This window comes from Streptosporangium sp. CA-135522, assembly GCF_050949235.1.
GTDB lineage: Bacteria > Actinomycetota > Actinomycetes > Streptosporangiales > Streptosporangiaceae > Streptosporangium.
Map to the genome: position 1 here is coordinate 895,489 of NZ_CP192026.1, position 16,781 is coordinate 912,269.

Here is a 16,781-nt window from a genome sequence, read left to right on the forward strand (position 1 = left end):
GAGCCCCCCGGCATCGTGGATCTCGTCGAAACCGACCACGAACCCTGTGAGGGCAGAACGATGACGACCGCCGAGTACGAGATCACCCGCACCTTCGACGCTCCCCGCGAGCTGGTCTACGAGGCCTGGACCGAGCCCGAGCGCTTCTCGCACTGGTTCGGCCCGCGCATCTTCGCCACCCCCGCCGACCGGATCGTTCTCGACGCCAGGCCCGGTGGGATCTGGCGGGCCACGATGGTCGGCGAGGAGGGCTTCGAGATGACGCTCGACGGCGTCTACCGCGAGGTCGCCGCGCCCGGGCGGCTGGTGTTCACCATGGGCGACCCCGACAACCCCGGAGACGGCCCCGCCTCGGTCGTCACGCTCACGCTGGAGGAGGGGGACGGCACGACGGTCATGCGCTTCCACCAGTACGGCGTCAACACCGACCAGGAGCACGCCGAGCAGGCCGGGGCGGGCTGGAGCGAGTTCTTCGACCGGATGGCGGAGCACCTGGCGGGCAGCTAGCCCGCGTCGTCGAGGGTCAGCTCACCGCCGCGCGCGTAGGCGGCGGTGAAAGCGTCCTCGTCCAGCTGGGACCTGACCCGGCGGGTGATCCGGTCGAGCTCGGCCTGCTCGGAGTCGCTGGGCGGCGTCTGATGCGCCGCCCTGGCCGAGGCCGCCAGCCCCAGCAGTTCGGCGGCCTTCTCACCGGGCGAGACGGCGGCCAGCCCCTCGACGGTGAGCACCGCCGTCCTGGGATCGCCGATCTTCCTGGCTGCGACGAGCGATTCCAGGAAGAGCGCGCGGGCGGTGTCGAGATCGCCGCGCAGCTCGCTGACGAAACCCAGCTCCACCAGCACGTCGGGCAGGAACACCACCGGCTCACCATCGCGGGGGACGCCTTCGAGCAGGTGGTTGAGGTGATTTTCCGCCAGTTCCAGCAGCCCGGCGCGTCGGGCTGCGAAGCCGTACCCCATCTCGGCGAAGATCTGCCCCTCGCGGTAGCCCTGGCCGGTGGCCAGTCGCAGGGCCCGCCCGCAGAAGTCCATGGCCCGGTCGTAGTCGGCCTGGCTCATGGCGATCCAGCCGAGCCAGGACATCCGTCGTACGGCGTCCGGCCACAGCCCGAGCTCCTCGGCCGCGCTCAGGTCCGCGGCGAACAGCCTGGCGGCGCCGGCGTAGTCGCGCCGTGTCTCGGCCAGCCCGCCGAGCCACTCACCCGCCTGCAACCGCCCCCAGCGGTCGCCCAGCTCGGCGAACAGCCGGGCGCTCTCGCCGCCGTCGCGTTCTATCGTGAAATGGTCACGTCGGGTGAAGGCGTCACGGGCCTGCCTGCTCAGTGCCGCCGCGACGCCCCAGTGGTCGCCGATCTCGTGGAATGTGGCCAGCGCGCTGCCCACCAAATCCTGCGCGGCCCGCTGGTCGGTCAGTCCGAGCCCGATGAACCACTGTGCCCTGGCCAGATCGCCCCGATCCTCGATGCGCAACGCGTCCGTCCAGTCCACCTCCTCGCCCAGCAGTAGCGCGAACCCCGCCTCCCACGCCCGCGCCCGTTGCCACCGCGCGCCACGCGCCTGCCCGGCCAGCGCCTTGGCCAGCGCTCGTCTGCCCTCGCTCAGCCTCCCGCGCAGGAACCAGTACCAGGCCAGCGCGTTCACCAGCCGCAACGCGTCGTCTGCGGGAGCGGCGTCGAGTGCGGTGCGCAGGTTCGCGGCCTCGGCGTCCAGCCGCCGCATCCATCGTGCCTGCTCGCCGCCCCGCAGGTACGGCTCGGCCTGTACGGCCAGCGTCACGAAATACCGGACATGCCCCTGCCGTACCCGGGACGTCTCCCCCACATCGTCCAGCCGCCGCAGGCAGTAGGCGGCCACCGACTCCAGCAGGCGATACCGCACCCCCGAAGGCCCGTCCACGACCGTCACCAGCGACCTGTCCACCAGCCTGGCCAGCAGGTCGAGCACGTCCAGCCCGGGCTCGGCGCACACCGCCTCCGCCGCCTCCATGGTGCAGCCGTCGGCGTGCACGGCCAGCCGCCGCAGCACGATCCGCTCTTCGTCGGTGAGCAGGGTCCAGCTCCAGTCGATCATCGCCATGAGCGTCTGCTGCCGTTCGGGCGCGCCCCGCTGCCACCCGGCCAGCACCCGGAAACGGTCGTCCAGCCTGGCCACCAGCTCGTGGACGCCGAGGGCGCGCACCCGGGTCGCCGCCAGCTCCAACGCCAGCGGCAGGCCGTCCAGCCTGCGACACAGCTGCGCGACGGCCTCGGCGTTGTCCGCCTCCAGCGTGAACCCCCGGGCGGAGGCGGTGGCCCGCGCCACGAACAGCCGGACCGCGTCGGACTCGGCCACCTCGCTGAGCCCCGACCCGGCGGGCACCTCCAGCGCGGGCACGCTCCACAACGCCTCGCCGGCCACGGCCAGCGGCTCCCTGCTGGTGGCCAGGATCCGCAGGCCCGGCGCGGCGCGCAAGAGCAACTCGGCCAGCTTGGCCGCCTGGTCCACCACGTGCTCGCAGTTGTCCAGGACCAGCAGCATGTCCTTGGCCGACAGCGCGGCCGACAGCCGGTCGAGCGAGCCGAGGGCGTCGGCGCCGTCCCTGATGTCCATCGCCACGAGCACGGCCTCGGCCAGCGACGGCGTGTGCCTGTCGTAGGCGGCCAGCTCCACCAGCCACGCGCCGTCGGCGAACGTCCCGGCCAGCCTGCGCGCGGTCTCCAACGCGAGGCTGGTCTTGCCCACGCCGCCGGAACCGGTGAGCGTGACGAGCCGGCCCGTCTCCAGCAGCGCGCGCACGTCGGCCACCGCCTCCTCGCGCCCGATCAGCTCGCCGACGGCCGCGGGCAGGTTGCTCGAGGGGCGCCGCTCGGGCCCGCTGAGCGCGGGGTCCTGGCGCAGGATCCGCTCATACAGCGCGGCCAGCTCGGGGGAGGGGTCCAGCCCGAGCTCCTCGGCGAGCCGCTCGCGCAGCTCGCCGTAGCCGGCCAGCGCCTCACTCTGCCGCCCGGCCCGATACAGGGCCTTCATGTGCACGGCGCGCAGCCGCTCGCGCAACGGGTGCTCACCGACGAGCTCGGACACCTCGACGGGCTCGCCCGCCGCCAGCCGTGCCTCGGCGAGCTCTTCCACCGCCCCCAGCCGAGCCTCTTCCAGCCGGGCCGCCACCGGACGGACGAACTCGAAGTCCGCGAAATCCGCGAAAGCCGCGCCCCGCCACAGTTCCAGCGCCTCCCGCAGCCGGGATTCGCCCAGCAGCCTGGTGAAACGCAGGGCATCGACCGCGTCGGGATCCACCTGCAGCTGGTAGCCCGGCGCCCGGGAGACGATCAGGTTCTTGCCGCCGGGCTCGGCCTGCTCCAGCGCGCGGCGCAACTGCGAGACCCGCACCTGGAGCGCGGCCGTCGCGTTGCCCGGCAGGTCGTCACCCCACAGGTCGTCCACCAGCCGGTCGGTGGAGACCACCCTGCCCTCGTGGGCCAGCAGGTCGGCGAGCAACGCGCGCACCTTCAGACCGGGGATCGGGACGCTCTGCCCCGCATCGGTCCATACCGTCAGCGGTCCCAACACCCCAAAGCGCATATCACCGACCTTAAGTCCACCGAAAGAAGACCTGAACCGCCCCGCGACATGGTGAGGCCATGACAAGAAACCGGCTCGGACTCGGCGTCCTCGCCTCCATCGCCCTGCTGCTGTCCATCGACGTCAGCGTCCTCTACCTCGCGCTGCCGCGACTGAGCACCTCGCTCGGCGCCTCCGCGCCGCAACAACTGTGGATCATGGACATCTACTCGTTCATGCTCGCCGGGTTTCTGGTGACCATGGGCACGCTGGGCGACCGGATCGGCAGGCGCAGGCTCCTGCTCGTCGGCGCCGCCGCGTTCGGCGTGCTGTCGGTGGTGGCCGCCTTCTCCACCAGCGCGGAGATGCTGATCGTGGCCAGGGCGCTGCTCGGCGTCGCGGGCGCCACACTGATGCCGTCCTCGATGGCGTTGATCCGCACCATGTTCGGCGATCCCAAGCAGGTGGGGGCGGCCATCGGGATCTGGTTCGGTTGCTTCATGGTCGGCATGGCCATCGGCCCGTTGGTCGGCGGGCTGCTGCTGGAGCACTTCTGGTGGGGTTCGGCGTTCCTGCTGGGCGTGCCGTTCATGGTGGTCGTGCTGGTGGCGGGTCCCGTGCTGCTGCCCGAGTACCGCGACCCGTCGGCCGGACGGCTGGACCCGACCAGCGTCGCACTGTCCCTGGGCACGATCCTGCCGGTCATCTACGGGCTCAAGGAGGTCGCCAGGAACGGCTGGCACCCGCTGCCCCTCGCCGCCGTTGTCGTCGGCCTGGCCGTGGGCGTGGCCTTCGTCCGCCGTCAGGGCCGACTCGCCGACCCGCTGCTCGACCTGCGGTTGTTCGCCGACAGGGTCTTCACCGCGACGCTGGCGATCCTGTTGCTCGGCGGCATCGTGATGGCGGGCACCACGCTGATGTCCACGACGTATCTGCAGTCGGTCTCCGGGCTGTCCCCGCTCGCCGCAGGCCTGTGGCTGCTGCCGCAGAACCTGGTGATGATCGTGGCCCTGTCGGCGGGTCCCGCGCTGGCCCGTCGGGTCGCTCCCGCCTACGTGATGGCCGCCGGACTCGTGATCGCCGCCGTCGGCCTGGTCCTGCACACCCAGGTGCCCTCGGCCGATGGGATCGCGCCGCTGGTGGCCGGGCTGGTGCTGGCTTCGGCGGGAATCGCGCTGCCCATGGGGCTCGGCAACGGCATCGTCATGACCGCCGCGCCGGTGGAGAAGGCGGGATCGGCCGCTTCGCTGTCGGAGACCAGCGGTGAGTTCGGCGTCGCCATGGGCATCGCCGCGCTGGGCAGCCTCGGCACCGCCGTCTTCCGCGGGGCGCTCCCGCCGGGCGTCGACGCCGACTCCGTCGCCGCCGCGGTCGCCGCGGCCGTGGACCTCGACGCGGTCCGTGCGGCCTTCACCGACGGCCTGCACGCGGTCGCCGCGGTCGGCGCGCTGATCTTCCTGGCCCTGGCGGTCGTCACGCTCGTGGTCCTGCGGCCGACCGGGACAAGCGGTCCCGTATCTCTCGCACACCGGGGAGAGCACGCCGGCGAGGGTGTGCCGGAGTGTCCGTGAAGGCATTCACGCGAATGTGTGGTGAAGGCATCTCGGGGAACACGGCCGGCCGCCCGTCTCAGACGGACTGCCACAGGAAGCGGCCTTCCTGTTCGTCGCCGCTGATGAACCCGTAGCCCACACCACCGTCACCGAAGTCCAGAGGGCTGTACTCCTCGCTGAACGAGTCCAGCTGGAAGAGGAACGACCAGGGGCCACCCGGTGGATACTCCTCATCCCGCAGCCAGGCCGGTGATCCATACATCCTGGACTCAAAGCCGTCCAGGTCACCGGGACCGGCGGGTTCCAGGTCGATCAGCGCCCCGCCGCCCGTCGACGGTACCCAAAGAGGAACCATCGTCGTGATGAACGACGGAACCCGGCCGGGCTGGATGATCAACGCGTTCTTGCCCGCCTCGGGCTCCCAGGTCTCCTCGCAGTCGCCGCACATGAACAGGTAGGCCATGCGAAGCTCATCCCCCGGCAGCCGGAACTGCCCGACGAACGCCATCGGGTTGTCCCATCTGGCGCAGAGCGGCCACTGCGCATCCCCGACCCAGTCGGGACCGCCGCCGATCCTGGTCACGAACTGGTCCACAGGACCGGCGGCGTCCCTGAAGAACATGACATATGAGGGATCGTTGTTCATGATCACGCGGGCACCCTGACGGCCACCGGTGACATATCCGGAGCACGTCCCCGGTCCGGCCGAGGGGAAGGTCAGGGCCAGTACGGCTGCGCGCGGCCGGCGGCGGCGGCGATGGCCGCGCCGTCGAGTTCGGTGAACGTCAGCGGCACCTCGTAGAGGGGCCATTCGACCGCGAACTCGAACGGCTCGGGCGGTGGCAGGGGCCACAGCCACAGGCTCCAACTGCTGGAGACGAAACGGTCGTCTCCCGATCCGCCGCCTCCGCCGTTCCGCCTGAGGATCGGGCCCTCCGGACGCGGCGGTGGCCACTCGTCGAAGTCCGCTCTGTCGTCCACGGTCGTCGCCTTGGACCCGTCGGGGAAGCGGACGACTTCATCTCCGGGGGATTGCCCGGCGCGGGACCTGTGATGATGTCCGAACATCAGCTCGTGCCGGTCCCACCAGGTGCTCTTGTCCACTCCATCGCCGCGAGAGGCCATCTGCTCGGCGACAGTAGCGTCTGCCGCCAGCAGCGACAGGCCGGCGAACTATCCCACAATCGCGCGCGAACGCGATTTCGTCATGGTTGAGCCGCTTCGCGTGGCGGTGCACTGGCGGCCTGGCGTCGGCCCGCGAGGTGGACGGTGATCCCAAAGACGGCCAGGGCTGCACACACCACGACGATCGCCTGCGTGACGCCGGTACTGGATGACTCCGCCAACCACGACCACATCGCTTTAAAGAGGACGCCCATCAGTGCAACAGGGAGGAAAACAGGAGCGAGCAGCACGATGCTCCTGCGCCCCAGTGGGGATCGTGCGGCCATCCCGCAGGCGATCGCCGTCAGACCGAGCGGAACCAACTCCCACAACAGCTGTGCCGCTCCCGTGGCTGGCCACAGCCGTATGACTGTGGTGGCCCCCAGAACGACGGCGAACCAGATCAGGATTCTGCGCCGGCCGACCAGTTGCACTCCGCGCCGTGGATGGGCGGTTCCCGTTAGCAGCACGGCCACGGTCGCGTACGAAAGTAGGAGCAGCCCAAGAGGGAGAAGCTGACTGGAACTCCAGGTGTACGAACTCGGGATGATCATGTCCGAGCCGAGCCAGATGGTCCATGTCCAAGCCAGGCCGGCCGGGATCCGCCTGTAATCATGCCAGGCGAGCACTGTGACCACGACGTAGACCAGTAGCCCGAGTGTCTGCTCGACGACGGTGCCCGTCGATAGCACCCCTGGCTCCGGTCCTCGCTGGATATACCTCCCAATGTCTCGGACAGCCTCGGGGAACTGCTGGATCAGCAGTACCAGCGGTCCGAGGGCGGCGGCGACGCGGGCCGCATCGCGCCACCACATCAGAGACTGCGGACTGATGGGCCGGCGTAAGCGAATGGCGGCCGCTCCACTGATCAGGTCGGCCACGTCTTGCGGATGCGGGTGGCGGCGGCCGGGTTTCGCCGCCGCCATGAGCACGCCGAGCATCTCCTCCTCGTGCCTGGCTCGGTGATCGCGAGGGTAGAGGCGGAGAAGCCGGCGATAGTGGCGTTCCAGGTCGCTCACGCGGTCCCTCCGACCTGGTGGGTACGCAGCCGGGTGACCGCCGTTCGGGCGTTGCGCTGCAGCCGCGCCGCCTCCGCGGCCAGGCGTCGGCCGCCTTCCTCGGTGAGCCGGTAGTAGCGGCGAAGCCGCCCGTCGACAATCTCCTCCCGGTCTTCGGCGATCAACCCTTCGGCCTGCAGCCGGTCCAGGGCGGCGTACAGGGTGCCGGCCCTCAGCCGGATCTCACCGTGGGAGATGCGCTCGACGTCGGTGATGATGCCGTAGCCATGCTGGGTCTCGTGTGCCAGGGAGGTCAGGATGAGGAACGAAGGCTCCTGCAGGGAACGTAACTTAGACACAGGATCTTTATATACCGACAGTCGGTATATCGGAAGGGTGTAGAAGCTGACTCTAATGCCCTCGGCGAAGCCGTGTAGCAGCGTCATCGGGGTTCGGGAACCCCGCAAAGGTGGACAGCGTTTAACGGATCATGACGAGCGATGGGAAGTCGACCGGTCGATTCCAGCGTCTGCCTGAGCGGCCGGAGCCGGGGACCTGGGTGCCGGGCAGGGATGAGGAACCGTTGCCGCAGGCGATCGCCGAGCCTGGGGATCCAGGCGACGCGACCCTGCAGTGGGTGGCGCCCGAACTGTATGCGGCACAGCAGATCAGCGATGCGATCATCCGGCGTCGCTCCCGCGACTGACCGCAGGGTTCAGTTGCCTTCGGATCGCTCATGGTGTGTCTGGGCTTGGGCGGCGGTCTCGTTCATGTCGAGGTCATCGATGACGGTTCGGCCACCAGCGTGCCCTTCGTCCGTGCCGCCGACGCCGACAGTGACGGCGGACGTGGCCTGCTCCTGGTCGGCCTCATCGCCACCGGCCGGGGTGCCTGCCGCGACGCGGCGGGCAACGTCGTCTGGTTCGCCTGCCCGTCACCGCCCCCGGACCTGATCCGGTCAATGATGTGGCAGGTCAGCCGATCAGGGCGAGACGGTGGGCGGCCGCGGCGGCCTCGCCCCGGGTGGAGACCCCGAGCTTGCCCAGGATGTTGGAGACGTGGACGCTTACGGTCTTGGCCGAGATGAACAGCTCGGCGGCGATGTCGCGGTTCGACCGCCCCTGGGCGACCAGCCGGAGCACCTCCTGCTCGCGCGGGGTCAGCAGAGGGTCGGCGTTCGGGGCCGCCTCCTGCGTCAGTGCCACCCCGACCCTGCGGGCCAGCGACTCGATCTCGGTGATCAGAGGGGGGACCTCCAGCGCGACGGCGAGCGGGTAGGCCGTGCGCAGCCGTACGGCCACGCCCTCGCGGTCGCCCGTGCCGGCCGCCGCCCGCGCCGCGAACAGCAGCGACTTGGCGCGCTGGAAGGGGCGGCCCAGCCGCTCCCACGCGGTGGCCGCGGCATCGTGGTCGCGGCCGAGGCCGAGGCGGTAGGCCTCCGCCACCGGGCTGTCCACCGACATCGCGGCCCCGGCCTCCTCGATCTGGGCCCGCAGCGTCGCCGCTCGCTGGGGGGCGATCGTCTCGGCGGCCTCGCAGACCGCCGAAAGCAGGGCGAGCATCCGCCAGCCCAGCATGGGCTTGCTCATGATCCGCGCGGTACGGACGACCTCCTCGCCCACCCCCAGCGCGGTCAGCGGCTCGCCGCTCAGCAGGTGCAGGCCCATTTTGAGCCGCGCGTTGGTCGTCAGCTCCTGGGTGAACTCCTCCTGGATGCTGAAGGCCTCCACCTCGTTCAGGACGGATCTGACCACGTCCGTCTCGCCGCGCGCGACCGCCGCGTCCGCGCGAACCCGGCGCAGGTGGTGCCGGGTTCGCAGGGTCGGTTCCATGGTGAGCGCCTGCTCGACGACCTCGGCCGCCTCGGCGAACCGGCCCAGCGCCTCCAGCGCCTCCGCGCGGTTGTTGGCCATGAACGTGCCCGAGATGCGGTAGCGGCCGTACTTCCTGGCCAGCCGCTCGCCTTCGAGCGCCAGCTCGATCGCCTCGGCCGAGCGGCCCATGTTGTTGAGCGCGTCGACGTTGTTGGCGATGGCGCGCAGCACGATGCGGCCGGAGCCGACGCGCTCGCCGATCGCCTGGGCGGTGGAGTTGAGGGTGATGGTGGTGTCGAGGTCTCCGGCGATCGAGCAGCCCACGGAGAGGTTGAGCAGCAGGTCGGCCTCAAGATACTCGTCGCCGTGCCGGCGGGCGATCTCCAAGGCCTCCTCGGTGAGGGCGGTTCCCTCGGCCACCTCGCCGCTGAACATCAGAAAGGAGCCCAGCTTGGACAGCACGGAGGCGCGCTCCGGCTCCGGTCCGGGGACGAGCCGTTCGGCGTAGCGCAGGTCGTCGAGGGCCCCGGGCTTGCGCTTGGACATCTTGAACTGCGCCCGGCGGACGACGAGCTCGGCCACCCGCCCGGGTTCGGTCCGCTCGTCGAGCTCGTCCAGGGCGGCCTTGACGAACCTGGTGCCCCGCTCGATCTCGCCGCAGGCGTGCGCCGCCTCCGAGGCCTGCTCCAGGACCGTGGTGTGGTCCACACCGATCCGTTCCGCGGCGTCGGGGACCTTGCTCCACAGGGTGAGCACCCGTTCCAGCAACTGGAGCTTCTCGTTGTAGGCGAAGGTCTTGGCGGCCTTGCCCGCGGCCTCCCAGGCGGAGATGAGGGCCCAGAGGTCGTCGCGGGCGGAGTACCAGTGGTGGGCGATCTCGATGGCGGCCCGGCCGGGCGGGACCAGCGTGCGGTCTCTGCCGATCTCCTCGGCGAAGCGGGCGTGCATCCGCACGTGCTCGCCGGGCAGGAGCTCCTCGTGTACGGCCTCGCGGATCAGCGAGTGCCGGAAGACGTAGGCGCGTCCGTCGGCGACCTGCAGCACGTTGGCCGCGACGGCGGGCCGCAGCGCGTCCTCCAGATCCACGTCGGACAGGCCGCTGACCGCGGCGAGCAGCGCGTGGCCCACCCGGATCCCGCCGGCGGCGGCGATGCGCAGCATCCGCTGGGTCTCGTCGGGGAGCTGTTCGACGGAGCCGATGATCAGGTCGTGCAGGGAGTCGGGGAAGGAGTAGTCGCCGCCGGACTCGACCAGCGCCTCGACGAAGAGGGGGATGCCCTCGCTGCGCTGGAAGATCTTGCCGACCCTGGCGAACTCGGGGACCGTGCCGAGGATGCCGGCCATCTGGGCGGCCACCTCGTCCCGGGTGAGCCGGGGCAGGTCCAGCCGGAGGACCCCGTCCACCCGGTTGAGCTCGGCGAGCACCGGCCGGAGCGGGTGCTGGCGGTGCAGGTCGTCGGAGCGGTAGGTGAGGATCATCAGCACCGGCGCGGAGCGCAGGTTCCGGCTGAGGAAGGCGATCAGGTCGCGGCTGGAGCGGTCGGCCCAGTGGATGTCCTCGATGACCAGGATCACCGGGCGGCGCTCGGCCAGGCGTTCCAGCAGGTTGAGGATCTGTTCGAAGAGCCGCGCGCGGGCGGTGTCGCTCTCCACGTCGCCGCTGGGTTCGCCGAACTCCGGCAGTAGCCGGGCCAGGTCACGTGCCGCGCCGTCGGGCAGCAGGGCCGCGACCTCTTCGGCGCCGTACTCGCGGACGAGCTGGCGGATCGCCGCGGTGAACGGCGCGTAGGCGAGACCTTCGGTGGACAGTTCCACGCAGCCGCCGATGAGGACGTGCGCGCCCTCCCGGGCGGCCTGCTCGGAGAAGCATCCGATCAGCCGGGTCTTGCCGACCCCCGCCTCGCCGCCGAGCAGGACGGCCGCGGCCGCGTTGCCGCGTGCCTGCTCGAAGGCCTCGGTCAGGCCTGCGAGCTCCGCCTCCCGTCCTACGAAGACGGGGCTTACCGCCCGACCCATCATGTCGTCCAGCATGTCATGCCTTATGCGTAGCTATCGCCCTATTTATCGTTCAGCGAAAGGGGTGCGGAGGCCGGAGAGAAAGGGCTACGGAGCCTGAGAGGCCCGGCCGGACGGGAGGAGACGGCCGGGCTCTCGTGACAGGGTCATGCCGCGCTGAACTTGCCGAAGAGGCTCCGGCGGAGGCCGCCCTCGGAGCGCTCCTTCTTGGCCGCCTCCACCTGACGGACGCGGCGGTGGTCGGCCGCCTCCGTGCGGAGCTCGGCGGTGCGGCTGATGATCATCTGGTAGTGAAGCTCGGGACCCATTTCGGGTTCCTCCTTGAGTGGTGCGGTTTCCTTACACACTCAAGGTTCGTCCTAAGGTGCCTACCCCCACATCGGACAGATGCCTTATCTACCGGCACTCCACGATCCCGGACTACCTAGGCCGTGCCGGCCGGCCGCCTTACCGCTCGTTTCGGGACGACCGGTCGCGACGCCCGGCCCTCGTTTCCGCCCCGTTCCGCCGCGGTGTTCCGCCTCTTCGGGCCGTGGCGCCCGCCCCCGTCGCTGAACTCGGCGAATGTTGACGAAAACGAGTGACGGGACTGGGCAGCGTCCAGTTTGGAAGTAATCACACCAGTCGGCATTCTGGAGAGGTGTCAACTATGACTACTTCGCTCGCCGACGTGGCCGCGTCCAACGTCACGCTGCGGGCTTTCCTGCACGGCCTGCCCGGTGTCGACCGTGTGGGCGCCGACCAGCGGGCTGCGACGCTCGGCACCCGATCCATCAAGACGACGGCCAAGGCAGAGGCCATCGACCTCGCGATACGTATGGTGGACCTGACGACCCTTGAGGGCGCCGACACGCCGGGCAAGGTCCGCGCGATGTGCGCCAAGGCGGTCCGTCCCGACCCGAGCGACCCGACCGTGCCCAAGGTGGCCGCGGTCTGCGTCTACCCCGATCTGGTGGCCCAGGCCGTCGACGCGCTCGGCGGCTCCGGTGTGAAGGTGGCCAGCGTCGCGACGGCCTTCCCCAGCGGGCGTTCCTCCCTGGATGTCAAGGTCGCCGACACCGCGTTCGCGGTGGCGGCCGGAGCCGACGAGATCGACATGGTGATCGATCGGGGCGCGTTCCTCGCGGGCGACTACACGAAGGTCTTCGAGGAGATCGCCGCGATCAAGGCCGCCTGCGGCGACGCGCACCTGAAGGTGATCCTGGAGACCGGCGAACTGTCGACCTACGACAACGTACGGCGTGCCTCCTGGCTGGCCATGCTGGCCGGGGGCGACTTCATCAAGACCTCCACGGGCAAGGTGCAGCCCGCCGCGACCCTCCCGGTGACGCTGGTCATGCTGGAGGCGGTCCGTGACTTCCTCGCGGCGACCGGACGCAAGGTCGGCGTGAAGCCCGCGGGCGGCATCAGGACCACCAAGGACGCCATCAAGATGCTCGTCCTGGTCAACGAGACCGTCGGCGAGGGCTGGCTGACCCCCGACTGGTTCCGCCTCGGCGCCTCCACCCTGCTCAACGACCTGCTGATGCAGCGTCAGAAGATGGCCACCGGCCGGTACGCGGGTCCCGACTACTTCACCTTGGACTGATCGATGTTCGAATACGCACCGGCCCCCGAGTCCCGCGACGTCGTCGACATCAAGCCGTCCTACGGCCTGTTCATCGGCGGCGAGTTCGCCGACGGGACGGCCACGTCCCTCAAAACGATCAATCCCGCGTCCGAGGAGGTCCTGGCCGAGGTGGCCGTCGCCTCCGAAGAGGACGTGGACCGGGCCGTCCGGGCCGCGCGCGAGGCGTTCGGCACCTGGTCGGCGATGCCCGGCTCCGAGCGGGCGAAATACCTCTTCCGGATCGCCCGCATCATCCAGGAGCGTTCACGCGAGCTGGCCGTGCTGGAGACCCTGGACAACGGAAAGCCGATCCGCGAGTCCCGTGACGTGGACCTGCCGCTGGTCGCGGCGCACTTCTTCTACTACGCGGGCTGGGCCGACAAGCTCGACCACGCCGGATACGGCGCGAACCCCCGGCCGCTCGGCGTCGCCGGCCAGGTCATCCCGTGGAACTTCCCGCTGCTCATGCTCGCCTGGAAGATCGCTCCCGCGCTGGCCACCGGCAACACGGTCGTTCTCAAGCCGGCCGAGACCACCCCGCTGACCGCCCTGCTGTTCGCGGAGATCTGCCGGCAGGCCGACCTGCCGCCCGGTGTGGTCAACATCGTGACCGGCGCGGGCGAGACCGGCGCGGCCCTGGTCAACCACCCGGACGTGAACAAGGTCGCCTTCACCGGCTCCACCGAGGTCGGCCGCCTGATCGCCCGCTCCGTCGCGGGAACGGGCAAGAAGGTCACCCTGGAGCTCGGCGGCAAGGCCGCCAACATCGTGTTCGACGACGCCGCGCTCGACCAGGCCGTCGAGGGCATCGTCAACGGGATCTTCTTCAACCAGGGGCACGTCTGCTGCGCGGGCTCCCGGCTGCTGGTCCAGGAGTCGATCGCGACGGAGCTGCTCGACGCGCTGAAGCGCCGGCTCGGCACGCTCCGTCTGGGCGACCCGCTGGACAAGAACACCGACATCGGGGCGATCAACTCCGCCGCCCAGCTGGCCAAGATCCGCGAGCTGTCCGACCTCGGTGAGCAGGAGGGCGCCGAACGCTGGTCCCCGGTGTGCTCGCTGCCCGACCGGGGTTTCTGGTTCCCGCCGACCATCTTCACCGGCGTCGCCCAGTCGCACCGGATCGCCCGCGAGGAGGTCTTCGGCCCGGTCCTGTCGGTGCTGACCTTCCGCACCCCGGCCGAAGCGGTGGAGAAGGCGAACAACACCCCGTTCGGCCTGTCGGCGGGTGTGTGGACCGAGAAGGGGTCACGCATCCTATGGATGGCCGACAAGCTCCGCGCGGGCGTCGTCTGGGCCAACACCTTCAACAAGTTCGACCCCACCTCCCCGTTCGGCGGCTACAAGGAGTCCGGATACGGCAGAGAGGGCGGACGCCACGGGTTGGAGGCGTATCTCGATGTGTGACCATCGCAGGACCAAGCGCCGCGTTCGCCGCGCCCAGAGCACCCGGGGCCATGACTTCGCCCGTGCCGGTCGTCCGGTGCTGCGGGGCTGGTTCGCCCACCGGTGCGGGGTGAGCCGCTGTGGCCAGATCTTCGTGCCGGCACGGCTGGCGCAGCAGGAGAGCACGTGGAGAGGGCGGGGAGATGAGTAAGGCGGAGCGGCCGAGTGGTCGCGAGCCCGTACGGCTGGCCGTACGCAAGACCTACAAGCTGTACATCGGCGGGGCGTTCCCGCGTTCGGAGAGCGGAAGGTCCTATGTCGTGACCTCCTCCAAGGGCGACTTCCTGGCCAACGCGTCCAAGGCGTCCCGCAAGGACGCCCGCGACGCGGTCTCCGCCGCGCGCAAGGCCTTCGGAGGCTGGTCCGCCGCGACGCCGTACAACCGGGGACAGATCCTCTACCGGATCGCCGAGATGCTGGAGAGCCGCCGGGCGCAGTTCGTCGCCGAGCTGACCGAGGCCGGAACCGCGAAGGCCGGAGCCGTCGTGGACGCGGCCGTCGACCGGTTGGTCTGGTACGCCGGCTGGGCCGACAAGATCGCAGCGGTGGCCGGGTCCGCCAACCCGGTCGCCGGGCCGTACTTCAACATCTCCTCGCCGGAGCCGACCGGCGTGGTCGCGGTGGTGGCCCCGGACGAGCCCCTGCTCGGGCTCGTCTCGGTGATCGCCCCGGTGATCGTCACGGGCAACACCTGTGTGGTGATCGCCAGTGAGCGGGCCCCGCTGCCCTCCATCACCCTGGCCGAGGTGCTCGCCACCTCCGACCTGCCCGGCGGCGTGGTCAACATCCTCACCGGATCGGTCAAGGAGATCGCTCCCTGGCTGGCCGCGCACATGGACGTCAACGCCGTCGACCTCACCGGCGTCGCCGACCCCGACCTGGCGATCGCATGCGAAGAGGCGGCCGCGGAGAACCTCAAGCGCGTCCTGCGCCCCGCGGTGACCGACTGGTCGGCCGACCCCGGCACCCGGCGGCTGACGGCCTTCCTGGAGACCAAGACCGTCTGGCATCCCACCGGCGTCTGACCCGTCCCACGGGTTCCGGGAGAGGGCGACCCGCCATCCCGGAACCCCCGGTGGCCGCCGACCGGGCCGGTGAGCGGAGTCAGTGAGCGGAGTCGGCCGATCGAGCTGGTGAACAGGGCCGGCCGACCGGGCCGGTGAGCGGAGTCGGTGAGCGGAGCCGGTCGACCAAGCCGGTGAGCGGAGTCGGTGAGCAGGGCCGTCAGTCGAGTGGGGCGTGGCGGAGCCAGGGGTGAGCGTTCTCCAGCTGGGCCGCCAGAGCCAGGAGCTGGGACTCGCCGCCCGGAGCGGCGACGAGCTGGACGCCGATGGGCATCCCGGTGGAATGCCAGCCGTACGGGACGGTCATGGCGGGCCAGCCGGCCATGTTCCAGACCCCGGTGGCGGGGGCGTAGGTGACGTTGGTGCGCACGTTGGCCAGCAGCCCGCGGCGTCCCCAGCGCCCTGCGGGTGGGGGAACGGCGGCCAGCGTCGGGGTGATGAGCACGTCGGCGTTGCCGAGCCACTGGTCGGCTCCGTAGGCGCGCCAGCGGTCACGGCCGGCCGCGCCGTCCATCCCGATCCTGGCCAGCAGCCGTCCCGCCCTCGCGAGCGATCTGGTGCGGCGCTCCAGCCTGCGCGGGTCGAGCCCCGCGACGTCCTCTCCGGCGCACGCGAGCCAGGCGGTGATCGTGGCGGAGCCGAGCCAGCCGGGCATCCGCGCGTCGTGCTCGACCACGGTGTGCCCCGCGGCGCCGAGCATGTCGGCCGCCTCGATCACCGCTTTCTGGAACTCGGCGTCCACCGCCAGCCCCGGCGGCAGCGGCGTCGGGGCCACCGCGATCCGCAGCGTCAGCGGCTCCGCCGGGGTGAGGCCGCCGGGGTAGTCGTCGATGGCGCTGCCGATTTCGAGGGACTCGCTCTCATCGGGCGTCGCCAGGGACATGTCACCGGCCATCACCGCCAGTGCCAGGGCGAGGTCGGCCACGGTCGTGGCCATCGGGCCGTTCTCCGACATCCCGTGCCAGTCGTTCACGGGCGCCGGGACCACCTCCTGGCCCGGCTTGATCGAGACGAGCCCGCAGCAGGCGGCCGGGATGCGCAGCGAGCCGAGCCCGTCGGTGCCGTGGGCCAGCGGGACCATCCCGGCGGACACCGCCGCCGCGCTGCCGCTCGACGATCCGCCGGGGGTACGTTTGAGGTCCCAGGGATTGCGGGTCACCCCGTAGACGCTGTCGGAGAATCCCGCCAGGGACAGCTCCGGCACGTTGGTGATCCCCACGACCACCGCGCCCGCCGCCCTGAGCTTGGCCACCACCGGGTGGTCCTCGGCCGCGGCGGTGTTCGGCGTGGCCGCCGACCCGTTGCGCGTCGCCTCGCCCCGGATCGGGACGTTGTCCTTGATCGCGACCGGGACCCCGGCGAGCGGCAGTGTGGCCAGGTCGTCCCGTTCCTGTACGGCTCGCGCCTCGGCGAGCGCCCGCTCGGCCCGGACCTTGCGGAACGCCCCGATGCGCCCGTCGTACTTGGCGATCATCTGGAGGTGGTCCTCGACGACCTCCGGCGCGGTGGTCTTCCCCCGTCGCACGGCCTCCGCGATCTCCACTGCGGACTTTCCCACCCACGACATGAACCGAGTGTGGT

14 protein-coding genes are annotated in these 16,781 nt (G+C 70.6%); 6 read left to right on the forward strand and 8 right to left on the reverse strand.

The window, feature by feature from the left end:
• Positions 1–60 precede the first annotated feature (60 nt).
• Positions 61–507, forward strand: coding sequence for an SRPBCC family protein (locus ACQPYK_RS04460; RefSeq protein ID WP_433250605.1), 447 nt, complete (start codon positions 61–63; stop codon positions 505–507).
• On the opposite strand, the gene ACQPYK_RS04465 is transcribed toward ACQPYK_RS04460, so the two are convergent.
• Complete coding sequence (locus tag ACQPYK_RS04465; RefSeq protein ID WP_433250608.1) at positions 504–3,557, reverse strand: BTAD domain-containing putative transcriptional regulator; 3,054 nt, start codon at positions 3,555–3,557, stop codon at positions 504–506. The two genes, ACQPYK_RS04460 and ACQPYK_RS04465, sit on opposite strands and share 4 nt — an antisense overlap.
• 59 nt (positions 3,558–3,616) lie before the next feature.
• Between ACQPYK_RS04465 and ACQPYK_RS04470 the strand changes: the two genes are divergently transcribed.
• Positions 3,617–5,107, forward strand: a complete 1,491-nt coding sequence (locus tag ACQPYK_RS04470; RefSeq protein ID WP_433250611.1) for an MFS transporter — start codon at positions 3,617–3,619, stop codon at positions 5,105–5,107.
• Between the two features lie 58 nt (positions 5,108–5,165).
• Here ACQPYK_RS04470 and ACQPYK_RS04475 read toward each other — a convergent pair whose 3' ends face one another.
• From ACQPYK_RS04475 to ACQPYK_RS04490, 4 genes are all read right to left on the reverse strand, one after another.
• The gene (locus ACQPYK_RS04475; protein ID WP_433250614.1) at positions 5,166–5,741 is read right to left on the reverse strand and encodes a hypothetical protein; all 576 of its coding nucleotides are present in this window, start codon (positions 5,739–5,741) and stop codon (positions 5,166–5,168) included.
• Positions 5,742–5,806: 65 nt separating this feature from the next.
• The gene (locus tag ACQPYK_RS04480) at positions 5,807–6,214 is read right to left on the reverse strand and encodes a hypothetical protein (protein WP_433250617.1); all 408 of its coding nucleotides are present in this window, start codon (positions 6,212–6,214) and stop codon (positions 5,807–5,809) included.
• Between the two features lie 80 nt (positions 6,215–6,294).
• On the reverse strand, positions 6,295–7,272 hold the full coding sequence (locus ACQPYK_RS04485; RefSeq protein ID WP_433250620.1) for a hypothetical protein: 978 nt from the start codon (positions 7,270–7,272) through the stop codon (positions 6,295–6,297).
• Positions 7,269–7,610, reverse strand: a complete 342-nt coding sequence (locus tag ACQPYK_RS04490) for a PadR family transcriptional regulator (RefSeq protein ID WP_433250623.1) — start codon at positions 7,608–7,610, stop codon at positions 7,269–7,271. The genes ACQPYK_RS04485 and ACQPYK_RS04490 overlap by 4 nt, the downstream gene beginning before the upstream one ends.
• Positions 7,611–7,834: 224 nt before the next feature.
• On the opposite strand from ACQPYK_RS04490, the gene ACQPYK_RS04495 reads away from it, so the two are divergent.
• On the forward strand, positions 7,835–7,957 hold the full coding sequence (locus ACQPYK_RS04495) for a hypothetical protein (RefSeq protein WP_433250626.1): 123 nt from the start codon (positions 7,835–7,837) through the stop codon (positions 7,955–7,957).
• 268 nt (positions 7,958–8,225) lie between these two features.
• Here the strand turns inward: ACQPYK_RS04495 and ACQPYK_RS04500 are convergent, their stop codons facing one another.
• Positions 8,226–11,096, reverse strand: coding sequence for an AAA family ATPase (locus ACQPYK_RS04500; RefSeq protein WP_433250629.1), 2,871 nt, complete (start codon positions 11,094–11,096; stop codon positions 8,226–8,228).
• A 131-nt stretch (positions 11,097–11,227) separates the two neighbouring features.
• Positions 11,228–11,389 carry a hypothetical protein gene (locus ACQPYK_RS04505; protein WP_433250632.1) on the reverse strand — a complete coding sequence of 54 codons (162 nt, stop codon included), beginning with the start codon at positions 11,387–11,389 and terminating at the stop codon, positions 11,228–11,230.
• A 341-nt stretch (positions 11,390–11,730) separates the two neighbouring features.
• Here ACQPYK_RS04505 and deoC point away from each other — a divergent pair, with 341 nt between their 5' ends.
• The 3 genes from deoC to ACQPYK_RS04520 all read left to right on the forward strand — a co-directional run bounded on the left by deoC (position 11,731) and on the right by ACQPYK_RS04520 (position 15,161).
• On the forward strand, positions 11,731–12,669 hold the full coding sequence (gene deoC, locus ACQPYK_RS04510) for a deoxyribose-phosphate aldolase (RefSeq protein WP_433250635.1): 939 nt from the start codon (positions 11,731–11,733) through the stop codon (positions 12,667–12,669).
• A gap of 3 nt (positions 12,670–12,672) precedes the next feature.
• A complete protein-coding gene (locus ACQPYK_RS04515) occupies positions 12,673–14,097 on the forward strand; it encodes an aldehyde dehydrogenase family protein (protein ID WP_433250638.1) in 1,425 nt (474 codons plus the stop codon).
• 182 nt (positions 14,098–14,279) lie between these two features.
• Complete coding sequence (locus tag ACQPYK_RS04520) at positions 14,280–15,161, forward strand: aldehyde dehydrogenase family protein (protein ID WP_433250641.1); 882 nt, start codon at positions 14,280–14,282, stop codon at positions 15,159–15,161.
• A gap of 199 nt (positions 15,162–15,360) precedes the next feature.
• Here ACQPYK_RS04520 and ACQPYK_RS04525 read toward each other — a convergent pair whose 3' ends face one another.
• Complete coding sequence (locus ACQPYK_RS04525; RefSeq protein ID WP_433250644.1) at positions 15,361–16,767, reverse strand: amidase; 1,407 nt, start codon at positions 16,765–16,767, stop codon at positions 15,361–15,363.
• Between the last annotated feature and the right edge of the window lie 14 nt (positions 16,768–16,781).

Coding starts and splice junctions, on each gene's coding strand:
- ACQPYK_RS04460 (WP_433250605.1), top strand. CDS start 61: ATGACGACCGCCGAGTACGAGATCACCCGCACCTTCGACGCTCCCCGC.
- ACQPYK_RS04465 (WP_433250608.1), bottom strand. CDS start 3,557: ATGCGCTTTGGGGTGTTGGGACCGCTGACGGTATGGACCGATGCGGGG.
- ACQPYK_RS04470 (WP_433250611.1), top strand. CDS start 3,617: ATGACAAGAAACCGGCTCGGACTCGGCGTCCTCGCCTCCATCGCCCTG.
- ACQPYK_RS04480 (WP_433250617.1), bottom strand. CDS start 6,214: ATGGCCTCTCGCGGCGATGGAGTGGACAAGAGCACCTGGTGGGACCGG.
- ACQPYK_RS04500 (WP_433250629.1), bottom strand. CDS start 11,096: ATGCTGGACGACATGATGGGTCGGGCGGTAAGCCCCGTCTTCGTAGGA.
- ACQPYK_RS04505 (WP_433250632.1), bottom strand. CDS start 11,389: ATGGGTCCCGAGCTTCACTACCAGATGATCATCAGCCGCACCGCCGAG.
- deoC (WP_433250635.1), top strand. CDS start 11,731: ATGACTACTTCGCTCGCCGACGTGGCCGCGTCCAACGTCACGCTGCGG.
- ACQPYK_RS04515 (WP_433250638.1), top strand. CDS start 12,673: ATGTTCGAATACGCACCGGCCCCCGAGTCCCGCGACGTCGTCGACATC.
- ACQPYK_RS04520 (WP_433250641.1), top strand. CDS start 14,280: ATGAGTAAGGCGGAGCGGCCGAGTGGTCGCGAGCCCGTACGGCTGGCC.
- ACQPYK_RS04525 (WP_433250644.1), bottom strand. CDS start 16,767: ATGTCGTGGGTGGGAAAGTCCGCAGTGGAGATCGCGGAGGCCGTGCGA.